General features: G+C 60.9%; 14 protein-coding genes and 1 pseudogene. 10 read left to right on the forward strand and 5 right to left on the reverse strand.

Annotation, left to right across the window (positions count from 1 at the left end):
* Positions 1 to 31: 31 nt before the first annotated feature.
* The 6 genes from FYJ44_RS12300 to FYJ44_RS12325 all read left to right on the forward strand — a co-directional run bounded on the left by FYJ44_RS12300 (position 32) and on the right by FYJ44_RS12325 (position 4,216).
* A complete protein-coding gene (locus tag FYJ44_RS12300; protein ID WP_154512576.1) occupies positions 32 to 844 on the forward strand; it encodes a MinD/ParA family protein in 813 nt (270 codons plus the stop codon).
* A 135-nt stretch (positions 845 to 979) separates the two neighbouring features.
* A complete protein-coding gene (locus tag FYJ44_RS12305) occupies positions 980 to 1,762 on the forward strand; it encodes a FliA/WhiG family RNA polymerase sigma factor (RefSeq protein WP_154512578.1) in 783 nt (260 codons plus the stop codon).
* A gap of 92 nt (positions 1,763 to 1,854) precedes the next feature.
* Positions 1,855 to 2,235, forward strand: coding sequence for a chemotaxis response regulator CheY (locus FYJ44_RS12310; RefSeq protein ID WP_154512580.1), 381 nt, complete (start codon positions 1,855 to 1,857; stop codon positions 2,233 to 2,235).
* A 197-nt stretch (positions 2,236 to 2,432) separates the two neighbouring features.
* A complete protein-coding gene (locus FYJ44_RS12315; protein ID WP_326833687.1) occupies positions 2,433 to 3,104 on the forward strand; it encodes a flagellar basal body-associated FliL family protein in 672 nt (223 codons plus the stop codon).
* Positions 3,105 to 3,473: 369 nt separating this feature from the next.
* Complete coding sequence (locus FYJ44_RS12320) at positions 3,474 to 3,797, forward strand: hypothetical protein (RefSeq protein ID WP_154512582.1); 324 nt, start codon at positions 3,474 to 3,476, stop codon at positions 3,795 to 3,797.
* Positions 3,794 to 4,216 carry a hypothetical protein gene (locus FYJ44_RS12325; RefSeq protein WP_154512584.1) on the forward strand — a complete coding sequence of 141 codons (423 nt, stop codon included), beginning with the start codon at positions 3,794 to 3,796 and terminating at the stop codon, positions 4,214 to 4,216. Before FYJ44_RS12320 ends, FYJ44_RS12325 begins: the two co-directional genes overlap by 4 nt.
* A gap of 627 nt (positions 4,217 to 4,843) precedes the next feature.
* On the opposite strand, the gene FYJ44_RS12330 is transcribed toward FYJ44_RS12325, so the two are convergent.
* The 3 genes and pseudogenes from FYJ44_RS12330 to FYJ44_RS12340 all read right to left on the reverse strand — a co-directional run bounded on the left by FYJ44_RS12330 (position 4,844) and on the right by FYJ44_RS12340 (position 9,080).
* On the reverse strand, positions 4,844 to 6,439 hold the full coding sequence (locus tag FYJ44_RS12330) for an amidase (protein ID WP_154512586.1): 1,596 nt from the start codon (positions 6,437 to 6,439) through the stop codon (positions 4,844 to 4,846).
* A gap of 180 nt (positions 6,440 to 6,619) precedes the next feature.
* Positions 6,620 to 8,368: pseudogene (gene ggt / locus FYJ44_RS12335) on the reverse strand (gamma-glutamyltransferase).
* A 58-nt stretch (positions 8,369 to 8,426) separates the two neighbouring features.
* Entirely contained in the window at positions 8,427 to 9,080 is a 654-nt protein-coding gene (locus tag FYJ44_RS12340; protein ID WP_154512588.1) for a GntR family transcriptional regulator, read from the reverse strand.
* A gap of 274 nt (positions 9,081 to 9,354) precedes the next feature.
* Between FYJ44_RS12340 and FYJ44_RS12345 the strand changes: the two genes are divergently transcribed.
* From FYJ44_RS12345 to proC, 4 genes are all read left to right on the forward strand, one after another.
* Positions 9,355 to 10,572 (forward strand): saccharopine dehydrogenase family protein, encoded by a 1,218-nt coding sequence (locus tag FYJ44_RS12345; RefSeq protein WP_229772692.1) that lies wholly within the window; start codon positions 9,355 to 9,357, stop codon positions 10,570 to 10,572.
* 100 nt (positions 10,573 to 10,672) lie between these two features.
* Positions 10,673 to 12,154: a Na+/H+ antiporter NhaC gene (gene nhaC, locus FYJ44_RS12350; RefSeq protein ID WP_154512590.1), complete on the forward strand. Its 1,482-nt coding sequence runs from the start codon at positions 10,673 to 10,675 to the stop codon at positions 12,152 to 12,154.
* Positions 12,155 to 12,300: 146 nt separating this feature from the next.
* Entirely contained in the window at positions 12,301 to 13,665 is a 1,365-nt protein-coding gene (locus tag FYJ44_RS12355) for a sodium-dependent transporter (protein ID WP_154512624.1), read from the forward strand.
* A gap of 17 nt (positions 13,666 to 13,682) precedes the next feature.
* Positions 13,683 to 14,480 (forward strand): pyrroline-5-carboxylate reductase, encoded by a 798-nt coding sequence (proC, locus tag FYJ44_RS12360; protein ID WP_154512592.1) that lies wholly within the window; start codon positions 13,683 to 13,685, stop codon positions 14,478 to 14,480.
* Positions 14,481 to 14,816: 336 nt separating this feature from the next.
* On the opposite strand, the gene FYJ44_RS12365 is transcribed toward proC, so the two are convergent.
* Both FYJ44_RS12365 and FYJ44_RS12370 read right to left on the reverse strand, forming a co-directional pair.
* A complete protein-coding gene (locus FYJ44_RS12365) occupies positions 14,817 to 15,896 on the reverse strand; it encodes an ABC transporter substrate-binding protein (protein ID WP_154512594.1) in 1,080 nt (359 codons plus the stop codon).
* 69 nt (positions 15,897 to 15,965) lie between these two features.
* Positions 15,966 to 17,495 carry an aldehyde dehydrogenase family protein gene (locus FYJ44_RS12370; RefSeq protein ID WP_154512596.1) on the reverse strand — a complete coding sequence of 510 codons (1,530 nt, stop codon included), beginning with the start codon at positions 17,493 to 17,495 and terminating at the stop codon, positions 15,966 to 15,968.
* Between the last annotated feature and the right edge of the window lie 157 nt (positions 17,496 to 17,652).

A 17,652-nucleotide genomic window follows, 5' to 3' on the forward strand; every position in this document is an offset into this window, starting at 1 on the left:
CCAGAGCATACAAACAATGCGGAGCAGACAGATGAGCGGCACATTCCCTCTGGTATTTTCCGTCACTTCCGGCAAGGGCGGCGTCGGCAAGACCAATCTTTCGGTCAACCTGGCGCTCTGCCTGGCCCAGCTCAACAAGCGGGTGGCCCTGATCGACGCCGATCTGGGCCTTGCCAATGTGGACGTGCTGCTGGGCCTGACCCCGCAGAAAAACCTGTTCCACCTTTTCCACGAGGGCGCGACCCTGCGGGAAATCCTCTTCCCCACGCCGTACGGCTTTGACATTCTTCCAGCCTCCTCCGGCATGAGCGAAATGCTCACCCTCTCCACCGGCCAGAAGCTGGAGCTGCTGGAAGCCGTGGGCGAACTGGAGGACGAGCTGGATTATCTCATTGTGGATACCGGCGCGGGCATCAGCGACAATGTGCTCTATTTCAACATGGCCGTTCAGGAACGCCTGGTGGTGCTCACCCCCGAGCCCACCTCGCTGACCGACGCCTATGCCCTGATCAAGGTGCTCAAGCTCACCCACGGGGTGGAACATTTCAAGGTCTGCGTGAATATGGCGCCGGACCTCAAGACCGCCAAGGATATATTCATCCGCCTGCACCAGGCCTGCGACCACTTCCTCAGCGGCGTGTCCCTGGATCTGGTGGGCGTGATTCCGCGCGACACGGGCGTGCGCAAGGCGGTGGTGCAGCAGCTGCCCTTCTGCGTCAGCGATCCCCAAAGCCCGGCCGCCAAGGCCACGCTGCAACTGGCCAAGACCATCGCCGCCTGGGAAGCTCCGGAAAATCTGGACGGCAATATCAAATTTTTCTGGAAAAAACTGCTGTTCCGTTGACGGAACAGAACTTGCATTAATCTCAACAGGTTCATTTCTCCGTCGTCCGGCCGGGCGGGCTGAGGGCGGCGGCAACACTACGGGCATGCGGGCATGCCGGAGGAAGAAGAGGCACGAACCGGAAAGGAACGACACATGAAAACCGGCACAGCGCAGGCACAACAGGCAAGTCCCTGGGAAGCGCTTGAAACCGGCGCCACAGCCTGGGAGAATTTCTCCTCGGCTGAACAGGAAGATGTGGTCCGGCATTACGCGCCCAAGATCCGTTTTCTGGCATTGCGGCTCAAAGCCAAGCTGCCCCGCAGTGTGGAGCTGAGCGAAATGATCAGCTCCGGCACTCTCGGGCTTATGGAAGCTCTGGGCAAATTCCGGCCGCAGCTGGGCATCCGCTTTGAAACCTACGCCGAAAACCGCATCCGGGGAGCCATGCTGGACGAACTGCGTCGGCTGGACTGGTTCCCCCGCTCCCTGCGCCAGCGCGTGCGTGTGCTGGACGAGGCTCTGCGCAAGGTCGAACACGAACAGGGCCGCCAGGCCACCGAAGAAGAACTGCAAGACATCACCGGCCTGGATCTGCGCGACGTGCGCCAGGGCCTGGAAGCCCTGCAGAATCAGCTCTGGCTTTCCCTGGACGCCATTCAGGACACCCTGGCCGGCGAGGGACCGGAAAGCGGCGGCGAGCCATACAGCAACACGGCCCTGCGTGAACTCGTGGAACGAGTCGCGCCGCTGATCGAGCGCTTGACGCCCAGAGAAAAGTTGGTACTGTCATTATACTATACAGACGAATTAAATATGCGTGAAACGGCTGAAATCATGGGGATTACCGAAGGCCGCGTCTCGCAGTTGCATTCGCAGGCCCTGGGCCGTCTGCGCAAAGAGTTTGTCAGCCTGTACGGCGACTCCGCGGAAATGTAAATGTAGCGGAAACAGACAGACGGACTTTGCGTTGCAGTACGAACGCGTCAGCGTTATGCCGCTTCGTCCGGACCACCTAAGGAGTATACATCATGCCTTATAATCCTAATATGCGCGTTCTCATTGTGGATGATTTTTCCACCATGCGCCGCATTGTGCGTAACATTCTGCGCCAGATCGGCTTCACCAACGTGGTTGAAGCCGATGACGGCACCACGGCCTGGGAAGTGCTCAACCGTGAAAAAATCGAATTCATCGTTTCCGACTGGAACATGCCCCAGATGACCGGCATTGACCTGCTGCGCAAGGTGCGCGCCAGCGAACAGTTCGCTGATATTCCATTCCTGATGGTCACGGCCGAGGCCCAGCAGGAAAACATCATCGAAGCGGTGCAGGCCAAGGTGTCCAATTACATCGTCAAGCCGTTCACCGCCGACACCATGAAACAGAAGATCGACAAAATTTTTCCGTAGCGCGGCAAGATCCGCGCTTGCCGCCTTCGCCGCAACGGACCGCCGACATTTCTCCGGCCCGCGCAATCTCCATGGCCGACGCCCCGCGCCGCGGGGTCTGACAGCGTTCATAGCGGCGGCGTGACGGCGGCAACCGGCCCGGCTTCACGGCAGTGCGGGAACCGCCGCATCTTTTCAGGCCATCCGGGAGTATACTCGTGGCAGACGAAACCGATCTCAAAGCTCCCCCCAAGGATGAAGTGCAGGTCCGCCTGGGGCCGGACCCCGGCCAGACCAAGGTGGAGCTGGACCTGGACGACGCGCCCTTTCTCCAGGTGCCGGAAGACGACCTGCCCACCGAGCAGGAGGACAACGCCCCCGCTCCCCCTGAAGAAGACGAAAGCGCTGCCCGGAACAGGAAAAAGAAAAAAAAGCTGCTTATCATGGCCGGAGCGGGCGCGGCCCTGCTGCTGGTTCTGGGCGCGGCCGGCTGGTGGTTTTTTCTGCGCACGCCGCCGCCCGCACCCGATATCCCCGCGCCCGAGGTCATCGTGGTGCCCTCCAAGCCGGCCGTGCAGGTCCAGCCCGATTACATCAAGGAATTTGCGCCGTTTTTGGTGCCGGGCGTCGACGCCAAGGGTGAAACCCGCTTTCTGATCTGCAAATTTTCCGCGTTGAGCAAGAATCCCGGCCTGGGCAAGGAAATGGACCACAAGATGATTTCCCTGCGCGACGCCATGTATTACTATCTGCGCAGCAAAAGCAGCGACTATCTGACGGACTCCCGGAACAGACCGGCCATCAAGCAGGATCTGACCGCCGTGCTCAATGATTGTCTGACCCAGGGCAAGATTGAAGACATCCTGTTTGAAAGCTATCTGAATGAATAAGGGGCCGTTATCGCCCTGTACCGCATTGCAAGGGTAACAGTTCCGTATCGTTGCGGAGTGGCAAACAAAAAGCGTGTTTTTTATTGTTCACGGCGACGCCGTCGGCGCAGCTTCCTTCAGATTTTGAAGTGGTGCATGGCGGAATTAACCGCAAGGTCCAGCCCTCATTCAACCGCCGCCCGCGAAAAGCTGCATTTTTTCGGACGGCAAGGCGCAAAGGAGAAATTGGGCGAGGCAGTATCAAACATACCGCAAGATCAATTTCCCCATTGCAAGGCCGCAGGACGGAAAAAGACAGCTTCGCAGCAGGCTGTTCAATGAAGACCGAGCCCAGGTGAGGACGTTCCGAAGGACGTCCGGGGAATCGCCATGAGCATTGACGCCACCATGGCCGTGCTCTACGCCCAGACAGGATTGGCCGCGCCCCTGGCCAATGCCGCCGCCGTAGCCCCACAGGCTTCGTTGGCCATGTCGCGTGTTCTGGCTGCCGAAATGGCCCGCCAGGAGCAGCAACAGATCGAAAAAACAGAAAAAACCGAAGGCCCCAACATTGCGCCCGACGGGCACGGCGGAGGCAACACGCATTTCGGCAGTCGTCGCCGCAAGCGCCCCCCGCTGCACGAAGCCGAAGACGAAGAGCCGCGCGCCTCTTCCTCGCCGCTGGTGGGCAATCTGCTGAACGTCAAAGTATGAACGACACCCTCTTTTTTGCGCTGGTCATTGCCTTGTCCCTGCTGGAGCTGCTTATTCTGGGCGGCGTGCTCTTCTTTTACCTGCGTCTGCGCCGCTCCGAAGGCCTGCTCAATACCTTGCAGGACAATCAGGAAAATCTGCTGGCCCGCATTGAGATGAACGCCCGCCTGGAGCGGGAAATCGTGGCGACCTTCGCCCAGCGCCAGGCCGAACTGCGCAGCCTGGACGAAAAGCTGGAAGAACGCGCCCAGGAATTGCGACGCCTGCTGGAACAGGCCGAAGGCATCTGCCGCTCGCCGCAATTTTTGCGCGAAATCATCCTCAACGGTCGCCGCAAGGGTCTCTCCAGCCGCCAGATCGCCCGCAACGCCGGGCTCAGCGTGGATGAGGTGGAACTGATTCTGGCCCAGAATCCCTAGGCTCAGCCCTCATTAATCCGCCTGCTGCAAAGCCGCCTTTTTCCATACAGCGGCGTTGCAATGTAGAAATTGACCTTGCAGTGCGCTAGCCGTTGGGCAGCGGAGCCGCCTTACGGATAACGAGAGCAGCGCTATGCCGGTACAGCTTCAGCCAATTCCTGCTTTGCGCCTTGCTGCTTGAAAAAATTCAGCTTTTCGCGGTCGGCGGTTTAATGAGGGCTGAGTTTGGGGGCTGTTTCTGGAACAAGTTAACTTTAAAAATTGCTCACAGAGTCGAGCAAAGCGAGACTCATCTCTGCTCTCTTCATCCGTAACTCGCTTCGCTCGAACGGCTGAAGGCGCCGCGACGCCGGAGTAGCCGCAACTCACTTGCGGCGTATAGCTCCGGCGGAGGCGAGAAACTCACGGGCCAGAACATCGAGTCCCGGCCATGTATAATCTTAAAGTTAATTCGCTCTAAATCAGAGTAATCTTACCGACCCAAAAGCGACGCCGCTACCGATTCCCGCATGGCTTTTTTTGCCAACGGAGATCGACAACGGCAGTTTGTATTTTTTGACGGGATTACCTCTGAAACGCCAGGCGTAAAGGTATTCCGTTCCGGGATCTGTGCTTTCAGCTTCGCACTCAGGCCTTGTCCCGGTAATCCGGGAACAACTCCCCGCTGTACAGGCGGAGCCCCGCCCGCGAATAGCCGGATGCGACCCGAAACGCGGCAAGATCGTCAAAGGTGTTGCCCACCACCTGCATGCCCATGGGAATATTGTTGGGGGCGATACCCACCGGCACATCCACAACGGGATAGCGGCTCAGCAGATTCCAGATGTACGTCAGCGCATGTTCCATGCCTTTGACGGGCTTGCCGTTGACTGTCACCGTATCGGTTGTGGGATCATTGTCCGCCGGGAAATAGGGCGTGGCGAGGGTGGGCATGATCAGCGCGTGATAGCCCTTGCCGTAGACTTCCTCCTGCAGTTGCCGGTGGAGCCGGGTCGCCAGTTCATCGGCAGCATCCATGGCCGCGGGCCCGCCGTTGCGCGCCGATTTGAGAGCATATCTGGCATAGCTGGTCATGATATCCTGGTACTTTTCGCCGTTCAGCATCATGGCGCCGATCCCGGTGGAAAGCAGGCCGTTCATGAAGATCTGATAGATCCGCGCGTAGCTCCAGCCCAGCCGCACTTCATCGACAACGGCCCCCTGCCCGCGCAGGACGTCCGCGGCCCTGTTCAAGGAATCCCGCACGGAAACGTCAATGCCTTCTTTTATCCAGCCCCCGAAATAATCAAGAGCGATCTTCACCCCCTTGAGATTCTTGTAGTTCTGCGGGTAGTCGAGCTTCGGGCGCAGGGCGGCGTGAACCTTCGGATGCGGTCCGCTAATGACGTTCTGCATCAGCGCCATGTCCCCGAAAGTACGGGCAAGCGGGCCAAGGGTCTCAAAAGTCGTCTCGGAGGTGGGGACACGGCCGAAAGGCGCCTTGAATCCATAGAGTCCGCACAATGACGCGGGAATCCGGATTGACCCTCCCATGTCCGAACCCGTGGCCAGGGTGGTGAAACCGGCGGCCAGAGCCGCCCCGGACCCGCCGGAAGACCCCCCGGCCGCATAATAGAGATTCCAAGGATTGCGCGTGACGCCCCACAGCCGGGACCAGGTCTGGCCGTGAATATAGAACTCCGGAACCGTGGTCTGAATATGCAATACCGCCCCCGCAGAGAGCAGCATATCAATGATGGCGGCATTTTCTTTGGACGGAGGCGCATCCTTGAGCGCAACGGACCCCATGGTCACGCGCCAGCCCCGCACGTCGTTTTCATCCTTGATGGCGACAGTCACGCCTTCCAGAACCCGGGCTGAACCCGTTTTATAGCGCTTTTCAGACTCTTTCGCGGCTTTCATCGCCTGATCGAAATGCTCATAGGTAATGGCGTTGACCTGACCGTTAAATTTCATATGGTCTTTCAATGCTTCGCCACTGGTATTCAACGGGCCGTTATACTTCCTGATTCTCTGAATCTGGGCCGTGAGGACATCCACCGGGGAAAGTTTGCCTTCCCTGTAATATTGGATTTGCTCCAGAGCCGTAAGATACGCCAGGCCCTCTTTTTCCGCCGGTGAAGCCAGAGCGGGGCGGGAAAGGCCGAATGTGAAAAGACCGGCTTCGATCGCCGCAATGGCGCTCAAGCGGAGAAAATCACGCCGTTTCATAGCCGTAGTCATTACTGTTCTCCTTTAGAGCAATTTCACTTTGAAATTGCTCTAGTTAACGTAAACAGAATACGCTCTTCGCACAAGCGCAAACGGGAGGCCGTGCGTATGAACGCGCGGCCTCCCGTTACAAGCGGAGAAAATGGTACGACGATACTCTGCTGTTCAGGCTGAACCCAAAGCGAAATTGCTCTAGTATCCCAGCGCCAGCCCCGTGTTGCGGCGCGGATCATTGGCGCCGTAGAAACGGTTCCGGCCCACAGGCTCGCCGCCGAGCCTGGGCGCGCCGATCAGAATGGCCGCCACATGGTTGGCGGGCTGCGGCGGCCCGAATTTGTGACCGGCCTTTTCCAGAATCTTTTGCGTGTCCGGCGACAGGGCGAAGGTTTCCAGATTGGTGGCCTCGGGCAGCCACTGCTGGTGGAAGCGCGGAGCGTCCACCGCCTCCTGGATGTCCATGCCGTAGTCGATGACATTCAGGATGGTGTGCAGCACGGCGGTGATGATCCGGCTGCCGCCGGGCGTGCCCACGATGAGCACGGGCTTGCCGTCCTTGGAAACAATGGTGGGGCTCATGGAGGACAACGGCCGCTTGCCCGGCGCGATGGAGTTGGCCTCGCCCTGCACCAGGCCGTAAATATTGGGCACGCCCGGCTTGGACGTGAAGTCGTCCATTTCGTCGTTGAGCAGCACGCCCGTGCCGCCGGCGACGACCCGCGCGCCGAACCAGTCGTTGATGGTATAGGTCACGGACACGGCATTGCCCCAGCGGTCCGCGATGGAATAATGCGTGGTGTTGTTGCCCTCATGCGGAGCCGTGCCCGGCTTGATCTTGGCGGACACGCCCGCCTTGTCCGGCTTGATAGCCGCCCGGATCTTGGCGGCGTAGGCCTTGTCCGTCAGACGGGCCACAGGATTTTTGACAAAATCCGGGTCGCCCAGATAGGTGTTGCGGTCCATATAGGCATGGCGCATGGCTTCAATCTGGGCATGCACGGCCTTGGCCGAGCGGAAGCCCCACTCCTTGAGCGGATAGCCTTCAAGGATGTTCAGCATTTCGCAGATGGCCACCCCACCGGAGCTGGGCGGCGGCGCTGAAACCACATGATAGCCGCGATAATCGCACTCAATGGGCGGCAGGCGGCGGGGGCTGTACTGATCCAGATCGGCCTGGCTGAGCAGGCCCTTGCCCGCCCGGTTGGCGGCCACCAGAGCCTGAGCCACCGGCCCCTGGTAAAAGCCCGCCGCGCCCTTGGCGGAAACGGCCTTGAGGGTGCGGGCCAGATCCTTCTGCACCAGGCGGTCGCCCGCGCGCAGGGCCGAGCCGTCCGGCTTGAGGAAGATGGCCGCCGAGGCGGGATCCTTGCGGAAATCCTCGGTGGCTTCGGCAAAGAGATCGGCATCCCCCCGTTCCAGCACCTAGCCCTTTTCGGCCAGCGTGACGGCCGGGCGGACCAGTTCGGCGCGCGGCCGCGTGCCGTACAGATCCCGGGCCATTTCCAGTCCGGCCACGGTGCCGGGCACGGCCACGGCCAGATGCCCGCGCGTGCTCAGGTCGGGGATCACGTTGCCGTTCTTGTCCAGATACATGTCCGGCGTGGCGGCCAGCGGGGCCTTTTCCCGGAAGTCCAGGAAGTCCGTGCGGCCGTCGGCCATCTGGATGACCATAAAGCCTCCGCCGCCCAGATTGCCCGCCGCCGGGTAGACCACGGCCAGCGCGTAACCCACGGCCACAGCCGCGTCAATGGCGTTGCCGCCCTTTTTCAGCACGTCCACGCCCACTTTGCTGGCCAGATGCTGGGCGGTGACGACCATGCCGTTTTCCGCGGCCACGGGCGCTACGGACGCCGCCAGCCCCGCGCCCGGCACGGCCAGGCAGAACGAAAGCAGAAACGCCAGGCCACATTGCCAGACGCGCGCGGATACATTTTTCATCCCCATACCTCCTCCTTGGAATGTGTCGCCATGGCCGGAGCGGCCGCCCGCTTCCGGCTTCGGCTCACCCCAGAGCCGCGCTGGTCACGTAGGTCAGCGCTCCCTGGCAGTGGTCGGTCACCAGTTTGGCCGCCAGACCGGCGTCCTTGCGGCGGAGAGCGTCGTAAATGGCGCTGTGCTCGGCCAGAGTTCCCGATTTCAGCGGTGTTTTGCGGGTGTAAAGCCTGTCAAAAAAACGGGTGTACAGATTGCAGCGCAGATAGATGCGCGACCAGGCTTCATAGAGATAGGAATTTTCCGCGGCCCGGACCACGGCATGGTGGAAATCCTCATCCCGGAAGGTGAAGTTGAGAAAATCGTCGCTGTCGATGGCCCGCTCCGTAGCCGCGAGAATACGCTGCATCTCCAGCAGCGCGTTCTTGCGGCCGAGCAGCGCAGCAAGGCGGGCGGCTTCGGATTCAAGCAGAATGCGGACGCTGAAGGCCGCCCGCGCGTCGTCGCCGTTAAGATTGGGAATAAAACAGCCTTTTTTGGGCAGTTTCTGCAGCAGCCCCTCCGCCACCAGACGGTTCAGGGCGATGGTCACGGGCGTGCGGCTCACGCCGAAGCGCTCGGCCAGATCCCGCTCCAGCAAAAAATCGCCGGGCTGATACTTGAGCTTGATGTCTCTGATAATGAGCCGGTAGGCCTTCTGCTCAGCATTTTCTTTATTATTCATGGCAGTTGTCTCCCGGTCTCCGGCCTACTATAGACATCCGTCTGAAACCTGTAAAGTTTTTCCTGCCGCGGAGAAGAATGAAATCTGGGATTTTCCCTTCTTTTTTCTTGACATGAAAATTGGTCAAGAATATTTTTTGTTCAACCGAACTAATGCATTCATTAAAAAATTTTTAGAGAAACGCATTTAAGGATCCCACCAGTTTTTCCGGAGGAGGCTCGTCTGCTGAACATACGTAATTTATAAGCCATATTGTAGAAAATGGGGGTACATCATGTCGGACAAGAGGTTGTTGATTTTGGGCATGGGCCTGCAGGGAAAAGGAGCATTGCATGACGTCCTGGGGCACCGCGTCTTTTCCGGCGTCACCGTGGCCGACTGCGGTCCCAGGTATGAGGCGGAAATGCCGGGCTACGCGGCCAGAGGAGTCAGAGCCGTAAGCCTGGACGCCAATGACACGGAAAACCTGCGCGCGCTCATTGCGGAGCATGACGTCGTCATCGAACTGCTGCCTGTGGAATTCGCCATGAAGGTGGGCCGCCTGGCGGCCGAGGCGGGCGTGCATTTGGTCAGCAGCATGTATTACATCGGCCAGTCCATGACCGACCCGGCCATCTTCCGCAGGATGAAGGCCGAAATGGAAGCCATTGACGCCGAGGCCCGCCGTAAGGACTGCACACTGCTCATCGCATTCGGCATGGACCCCGGCCTGGACCTGATGCTGGGCGCCGACGCTCTGGGCAGGCTGGACGAAATTGACCACTTTTACTCCTACGGCGCGGGCTTTCCCGAGGAGGCCGCCTGCGACAACGCCCTTTCGTACAAATTCTCCTGGTCGCCCCGGAGCACGCTCGTCTCCTACTATCGCGCCACCAAGAAAATCGTGGACGGCCAGGTGGTGGAGGTGCCGGCGGAAAAACTCTACGCGCCGGAAAACACGCACATTCTGCACGACGAAACCCTGGACTGCGATCTTGAGTGCTACGCTGCGGGCAATTGCCAGAATTTTGCCGAGATGTTCGGCATCAGCGGCAAGGTGCGCAACATGAACCGCTTTTCGGCCCGCCGCCCCGGCCACTGCGCTTTCTGGGACGTCATGATCAAATGCGGTTTCCTGCGGGAAGAGCCGGTCATGGTCAAGGGCGCGGCCGTTTCGCCGCTGGATTTCTGCACCGCCCTGCTCACAGCGCAGGAGCAATTCTGGTATCGCGAGCACGAGCGGGACATCGGCTACATCCGGGTGGAGGCCTCTGGCTCCAGGCAGGGCAGGTCCGTGCGCGTGATCCACACCATCATCGACTACGCGGACCCCGCCACAGGCCTCACGTCCATGCAGCGCCTTGTGGGTTTCACGGTCTCCATCGCCGCCGGGCTCATCGCGCGGGGCGCGTTCAAGGAACGGGGCGTGGTCCTGCCCATGGCCATGCCCCTGGACCTCATGCAGGGGGAACTTGCCCGGCGCAACATCACCATCGTCACCAGGGTGGAATAAAAAGCTGCCGCTGAAGTGGAAGTTCAGCGGCAGCATACCCTAAGCTGGAATACCAAAGGTTCTGCGACTCTCCGTATCCCAAACGCTTAAGAGGTACTCTATGAACACGCCTGGCAGACAACCGTCGCTGTTACAGTCAATCATTCCGCTCGTCATGATGTTCGTCATTCTGATGGGCGGGCGTCTCTACCTCAATTACCGCATCGAGCCTCTTATTCTCTGCTCCGCCGTCATTGCCGGACTGATGGCCTGGTACCTGCGCTGCCCCTGGCAGAACCTGGAAGAAGCCATTCTGAACAAAATCGACGTGGCCATGCAGGGCATGCTGGTCATCTTCAGCGTGGGCTGCATGGTCGGGGCCTGGATGTTCTGCGGCACGGTGCCGTATATGGTTTACTGGGGTCTGCAACTGGTGAACCCCAACTACATGCTTTTGAGCGCCTTTCTGATCTGCACGCTCACCTCATGCTGCACCGGCACGTCCTGGGGTTCGGCCGCCACCATCGGCGTGGCCATGATCGGCATCGCCCAGGGCCTGGGCATTCCCCTGGCCCCTGTGGCGGGCGCGGCCCTGAGCGGCTGCTACGTGGGTGACAAGCTCTCGCCGCTTTCCGACACCACCAACCTGGCTCCCGCCGTGGCCGGAGCCAAGACCTACGAACATATCGGGCACATGCTCCATACCACCATTCCCGGCACGATTCTCTGCGTGGCGGTCTTCTTCATCACCTCGTCCAGCTTCACCGGCGACCTGCGCACGCCCGCCGAGGTTCAGGACTTTATGAACCAGTTGACGGAAATTTACAACTTGCACTTCCTACTGGCTGTTCCCGTCATTCTGCTGATCGCCGGTTCGCTGCTCAAGTGGCCTGTCCTGCCGACCATCGTGCTGACCACGGTCTTTTCCGTGGCTCTGGGCTGCCTGATCCAGGGCTTTGATCTCAGGTACGGCATCCTTTCCACCACCACGGGCTTCAAGGTGAGCATGACCCACTATCTGGCCACGCCCATTCCCTCCGTGCAGGCTCTGCTTAATCGCGGCGGCATGATGGGCGTGCTGGAAAATATGGGCATGCTCTGCGTTGCCATGGCCTTCGGCGGCATCATGCACGGCAGCGGCATGCTGACCACGGTGCTGAAAAAACTGCTTGGCCGGGTCCGCACGGACGGGGGCCTGATCATCTCCACCCTTCTGTCCTGCGTGGTGCTCTGCTTTTCCACGGGCTCGGCCTACATGGGCATTCTCATTCCCGGTTCCCTGTTCAAGGATTCCTATCTCAAGCGCCGTCTGCATCCCAAGAACCTGTCCCGCGCCCTGGAGGATTCGGCCACCATGCTCGACGGCGCCATTCCCTGGGCCTCCGGCGCCGTGTACATGAGCGGCGTTCTGGGCGTGAGCGCCTTTGACTACCTTCCGTGGATGGTCTTCAACTACTCCAGCGTCTTCATCGGCCTGGCCTGCGCCATGCTGGGCATCGGCATCGTGAAGATCAGCGCCGACGAAGCCAAACGCCGTCTGGCCGATTCACAAGCGGACACGACCCTGCTGGAAGAGGAAGAAGCTGCGGCCGCCGCTGCATAGCCGCGCTCTTTCGTCCTGACCGCCGCATCCGGATTTCAGGGTGAAAATACCGGCATCCGGATGCGGAGCCGGTGAGCCTACAGCCGGAAAATACGCGCGGGACACGACGCTTCGCCATGACGCGCCGTGACCTAGAGGAACTGAACATGGACCATCGCGCCGCCTGGGGAAGCCGCTTGGGCTTCATCATGACCACAGCGGGATTTGCCGTGGGCCTGGGGGCCATCTGGCGTTTCCCCTACATGATGAGCAAGAACGGCGGCGGAGCCTTTCTTCTGGTCTATCTGCTGGCCACCTTGGTAGTGGGCGTGCCCCTGTTCATCGCGGAGATAGCGCTTGGCCGCCGCACGCGGCACGGCGGCATCCTGGGGATGCGGCGGCTGACGCCGCCGCGCAGCCCGTTCCGGCTGGCGGGTTGGCTGGGCGTGGCGGCAGGCATCGGCATCCTGTCCTATTACAGCGTCATTCTGGCCCTTCTGCTGGTCTACTGGCTGAAAAGCCTTGGCGGCGCCTTTGCTCACGGCACGGACCCGGCAAGTCTCGCCGCCGTGTTCGACGCCGCGTCGTCCGGCGTCCCGGCCCTGGGGCCGTATGTGCTCGCGGCCGTGCTGCTGATGGGCCTCGTCATCCGGGCGGGATTGAAACGCGGCCTGGAACGGGCCTGCAAGTATCTGATGCCCGTGCTGCTGCTTTTTCTGGGCCTTCTGGCGGCCGGATCGCTCTGCCTGCCGGGATCCGGGGAGGGCCTGGCCTGGTTTCTGAAGCCGGATTTCGGACGCATCAACCTTCAGATGGCCCTGGACGCGCTGGGCCATACCTTCTTCGCCGTGGGCATCGGCGTTTCCACGGCGTTCGTCTTCGGCAGCTATCTGAGCGAAAAAAGCAATATCGTGGCCGACGCCCTGATCATCACCGGCATCAACACGGCCGTGTCCATTCTGGCCGGACTGGTCATCTTTCCCGCCATGCACGCCTTCGGCCTGAACAAGGCCGCGGGCGCCGGCCTGATTTTCGAGACCATGCCCGCCATCTTCGCCCATATGCCCGGCGGCTGGCCGCTCAGCGCCGTCTTTTTCTTTCTGCTGATCATTTCGGGCTTCGCCTCCGGGCTGGGCCTAGTGGAGGGCGTTGTAAGCGCCCTGGGCGAAGTTCTGGAGCTGGGCCGCGACACAACCCTGGCGCTGGTCCTGTCGGCCGTGCTGCTGCTGAGCCTTCCCACCCTGCTCTCCTATGGCGAGCACGCGCCCTGGGCCGGCATCCGGCTCTGGGGCAGAAGCATCTTCGTCTTCATCGAATACATGGTCACGGCCCTGATCATGCCCGTGGGAGCGCTGCTGACAAGCCTGTTCGTGGCCCGGCGTTTCGGCTTCGCCGCCTTTGCCGCCGAGGCCAACAAAGGCGCGGGCAGACTCCGCGTAACCCGGCACTGGCAGTTCTTTGTGGTCATTGTGGCGCCCGGCGCGGTGGGGATCATCCTGCTGCTGGGCCTCTGGGCATCCCTGCTCAAATAAAAAACAAGGAGAACGGCATGCTGACTTTCGGAAGCATCGGCTGCGGCAACATGGGCGGCGCCATCCTGGAGGGCGTGGCAAAACTCGGCACATGGCGCGTCATTGGTTTCGATCCCAGCCCGGCGGCCCTTGAGGGATTGCGGGAACGCTGCGGCCTTGCGCCCTGCGCCGATGAAATCGAGACGGCCCGGCAGGCCGACGTGGTGCTTATCGCGGTGAAGCCGCAGCATGTGCGGGGCGTGGTGGAAAAAATAGCTGCCCATCTGACGGGCAAGCTGCTGGTCTCCCTGGCGGCGGGCGTAGCGCTGGAACGGATCAAGACCTACAGCGCCCAAGCCTGCCCGGCCGTCGTCATCATGCCCAATACGCCCGCCATGGTGGGCGAAGGCTGTTGCGCGCTTTGTCTGGACGACCCGACCCTGGACGCAACGCAGAAAAAACTGGTGCTGGAGCTGTTCAGCGCCATCAGCACCGCCGTGGTGCTGCACGAATCCCAGATTCCCGAGTTTTCCGCGCTCATCGGCAGCGGGCCCGCCTTCATCTTCCATCTGCTGGAATCCTTTGTGGAAGCGGGTCTGCGTCTGGGCTTCCCCTACCTCGACGCCAAACAGCTTGTGGAAAAACTCATGCTCGGCAGCGTCAGACTGGCCCAAGAGAACCCCGACACGCCCCACGCCAGACTGCGCATGAACGTCTGCTCGCCCGGCGGTTCATCCATTGCGGGGACCAACGAACTGGACCGTCTGGCTGTGCGCGGGGCCATCATTGACGCTGTTCTGGCCACCCACCGACGGGCTCTGGAAATGGCGTCCTGACGCGCCGGGGCGGAGGCCGCGCGGAACGCCTCCGCCCCGTATCGGGGAACCGGATGCCCGTCCGCTCTTTGCAAGATTCCTCCCGGACGTGCAGGCCGCCATCGGCCTTATCGCGCAATGCCATATGGTGCCCATAACCATCGGCATAGCGTCGCTAACGGGGCTGTGGCGGTTTCGCAATGCGTGCAATACGTCATGCTTCTGTGGGCGCTGGTCCGCGCGGACTGAAATCGCTTCACCCTGGAGCGGCGCTCCTGAGCGTAACAGGTCCCGCGCGCAGCGCACGCGCGGGACCCCTGGACAGCCGCCGTTCAGGCGGGGACAGCACGCGCAGGTTTACTTGTACGGCGGAACAGGCTGCTTGACCATCTTCAGGAACTTGTCGGTTACATAGTCGGCGCTCTTGACCTTTTCATATTCAGCGGGGGTCAGTCGGCCCAGCTGGGTAAAGAAGGCGGCCAGATACTGCTGCCATTGCTGCGCTTCGCTCATGCCCCTGGAGTTGTCCAGCAGCTTGAGCTGTTCTTCATAATTGAACACCGGGTGGGTCTTGATGTCCTTGAGGGCCACTTCCGGGGTGTACTGCTGGCCGGCCCACTCCATGAAGAAACGGCGGTACAGGGGCGCCAGGCTTTCCGGAGGTTCGTTCTTGAGCATGTGGATGCCGCGCATATAGGCGCGCAGGAAGGCCGCGATGACCTCGGGGTTGGCGTCGGCGAACTTCTTGTCGGCCTGGATCACGATAGGCAGGGTCTGGCCGCAGTTCTTGATGTCGCCGGCCATCTTCCAGCCCTTGGCCTCGCCCACATAGAGATGCGGAGCCCAGAGGGCCACGCCGTCGCCGGTGCCGTTTTCAAACGCTCCCAGCGCCTGGGGCTGGTCCATGTTCTTGATGATCACGTCCTTGTCCGTGAGGCCCAGCACCTTGAGCCAGGAGGACAGGGCCATGTGCGGCGACGACATGGTGGTGCAGAGGAAGGTTTTGCCCCGCACGGTTTCCGGGCTGCCCAGCACGTCGGGGAAGTCCTTGTTCCAGCCCTTGACCTTGGCGATGGGGCTGTCCGGGCGGACCAGAATGCCGTTGGTGTAGGATTCGTCGTTGCCGATGGCGATCACATAGGTGTTGTAGCGCAACGCGCCCCAGACAGCGGGCACCGCTCCGTTTCCCGCCACCACCCAGGAACCCGAGGGCGTGGCGTTAACAATGTCCATGCCGGAGTTGAAGTAATTGATTTCAAGCTCAATGCCTTCTTCCTTGTCCCAGCCTTTTTCATGGGCCAGCCAGACGGCGAAGGTTTCATTTTCATTCATCCAGGCCGAGGGGACCTTGATGATTTCCTTGGCCCGCGCCATGGGCGCGGCGGCCAGCAGCAGGACGGCGGCCAGAGCCAGCCCTAAAAAGTTGCGTAATTTCATCCTCATGCCTCCGGAATTAGAGGGTGTTGTGACGGGGCGCGGGGCCGCGCCCCGTTGTCGCTTCATGCGCTACGAAGCCACGCAGGAGCGCACGCGCGGCGCGGCGGGCGCGTTCTGCCCGGCCTTGCCCTTGGGATCATAGGTGCGCGTGGTGGTGACCTTGTGCTGGGTGAAAAAGTCGATGCCGCCCTTGCCCTGTACCTTGTCCGTACCCAGCAGGGAGCCTTTGATGCCCCCGAAGGGCACATAGGGATGCGGCGCGCAGATGCCCACGTTCACGCCCACCATGCCCACGTCCGTGTCGCGGCTGAACACTTCGGCATAGTGCATGTTCTGGGTGAAGATGCAGGCCCCGTTGCCGTATTCCGAGCTGTTGACCAGTTCGATGGCCTCGTGGATGTCCGCCACCTTGATGGTGGCCACCAGGGGCCCGAACACTTCGGTGGTGAACAGAGGATTGCAGGGCGTCACGTCGCGGATGATGCAGGGGCCGACGAAGTAGCCGTTTTTGTTCTTTTCCGGCAGGTCGACCCGGCGGCGGTCCAGGACCAGTTTGCAGCCCTGGCCGTGTTTGAGGGCGATGTCCACGTACTCAAGCACATTGTCCGCTGCCTTGCGGGAGATCAGCGGGCCCATATAGACGTCGGGATCAAAGGCGTCGCCCACCTTGACGGTTTTGGAGGCCTCGATCATGCGCTCCAGCACTTCTTCGTAGACTTCGGGCACAGCGGCCACGATGGAACCGGCCAGACAGCGCTGCCCGGCCGAGCCGTAGCAGGAATTGAGAAAGTTGTTGATAAAGACGTCCATATTGCTGTCTTCCATGACCAGCAGCAGGTTCTTGGCCCCGCCCAGCAGCATGGAGCGCTTGGCTCCCCTGGCGCAACCGGTTGCCATGGCCTTGGCCGTGGGCGTGGAGCCCACCAAGCAGACCCCGGCCATGCGCGGGTCCTCATACCAGGAGCCGGGAATGTCACGGTTGCCGTGCACCACGTTGACCACACCGGCGGGCAGCCCGATTTCCATGAAGATTTCACAGATGAGCTGCATGAAGTACGGCGACTGGGTGGAAGGTTTGAAGATGAAGGTATTGCCCACGGCGATGGCGTAGGGAATGAACCAGCCGAAGACCAGGGCCGGGAAGTTGAAGGGAGCCACGCCCCCGAACACGCCCAGCGGCTGGCGCACCACCTTGGCCGAAATATTGGTGGAGATGTAATCCAGGGTGTCGCCTTGAATCATGGACGGCGTGGCCGCGGCGGATTCCAGAATTTCGATCACCCGCTGCACTTCGCCGCGCGCCTCGGAAACATGCTTGGCCTGATCCAGAGCGATGGCCTGAGCCAGCTTTTCCAGATCCCGCACCATGCAGTCGTGGATTTTATAGATATAGGCCATACGCTTGGCCAGCGAGAGATTGCGCCAGGGCCTGTAGGCCGCGTGGGCCGTGGCGATGGCCGCTTCCGCCGTGGCCGGGCCGGAAATGGGCACGCTGCCTATTTCCCCGCCGGTGGAGGGATTGTAGAGCGGAACGCGTTTGCCGCCAGCCTCTTCCTGCCATTCGCCGTTGATGAAGTTTTTGATCCTGATGTCGGACATGGCTACCCTCCGCAAAGTGCGAGTTATGAAAATTCCGGTTTTAGAGCAGGTTCATTTTGAAATTGCTCTGGCGGCTGCGAGAGCAGCCGTCCGCCACGAAGGCGTAAGCACAATTTATTTGCGCTGTTACGCGCCGAAGTGGGCGTCTTTACATGTT

The sequence above is a fragment of the Desulfovibrio porci genome, assembly GCF_009696265.1.
GTDB classification, from domain to species: domain Bacteria; phylum Desulfobacterota; class Desulfovibrionia; order Desulfovibrionales; family Desulfovibrionaceae; genus Desulfovibrio; species Desulfovibrio porci.

What these genes read in the sequence shown, in the direction of transcription:
- FYJ44_RS12300 (WP_154512576.1), top strand. Translation starts at nt 32, where the DNA reads ATGAGCGGCACATTCCCTCTGGTATTTTCCGTCACTTCCGGCAAGGGC.
- FYJ44_RS12305 (WP_154512578.1), top strand. Translation starts at nt 980, where the DNA reads ATGAAAACCGGCACAGCGCAGGCACAACAGGCAAGTCCCTGGGAAGCG.
- FYJ44_RS12310 (WP_154512580.1), top strand. Translation starts at nt 1,855, where the DNA reads ATGCCTTATAATCCTAATATGCGCGTTCTCATTGTGGATGATTTTTCC.
- FYJ44_RS12320 (WP_154512582.1), top strand. Translation starts at nt 3,474, where the DNA reads ATGAGCATTGACGCCACCATGGCCGTGCTCTACGCCCAGACAGGATTG.
- FYJ44_RS12325 (WP_154512584.1), top strand. Translation starts at nt 3,794, where the DNA reads ATGAACGACACCCTCTTTTTTGCGCTGGTCATTGCCTTGTCCCTGCTG.
- FYJ44_RS12330 (WP_154512586.1), bottom strand. Translation starts at nt 6,439, where the DNA reads ATGACTACGGCTATGAAACGGCGTGATTTTCTCCGCTTGAGCGCCATT.
- FYJ44_RS12340 (WP_154512588.1), bottom strand. Translation starts at nt 9,080, where the DNA reads ATGAATAATAAAGAAAATGCTGAGCAGAAGGCCTACCGGCTCATTATC.
- FYJ44_RS12345 (WP_229772692.1), top strand. Translation starts at nt 9,355, where the DNA reads ATGTCGGACAAGAGGTTGTTGATTTTGGGCATGGGCCTGCAGGGAAAA.
- nhaC (WP_154512590.1), top strand. Translation starts at nt 10,673, where the DNA reads ATGAACACGCCTGGCAGACAACCGTCGCTGTTACAGTCAATCATTCCG.
- FYJ44_RS12355 (WP_154512624.1), top strand. Translation starts at nt 12,301, where the DNA reads ATGGACCATCGCGCCGCCTGGGGAAGCCGCTTGGGCTTCATCATGACC.
- proC (WP_154512592.1), top strand. Translation starts at nt 13,683, where the DNA reads ATGCTGACTTTCGGAAGCATCGGCTGCGGCAACATGGGCGGCGCCATC.
- FYJ44_RS12365 (WP_154512594.1), bottom strand. Translation starts at nt 15,896, where the DNA reads ATGAAATTACGCAACTTTTTAGGGCTGGCTCTGGCCGCCGTCCTGCTG.
- FYJ44_RS12370 (WP_154512596.1), bottom strand. Translation starts at nt 17,495, where the DNA reads ATGTCCGACATCAGGATCAAAAACTTCATCAACGGCGAATGGCAGGAA.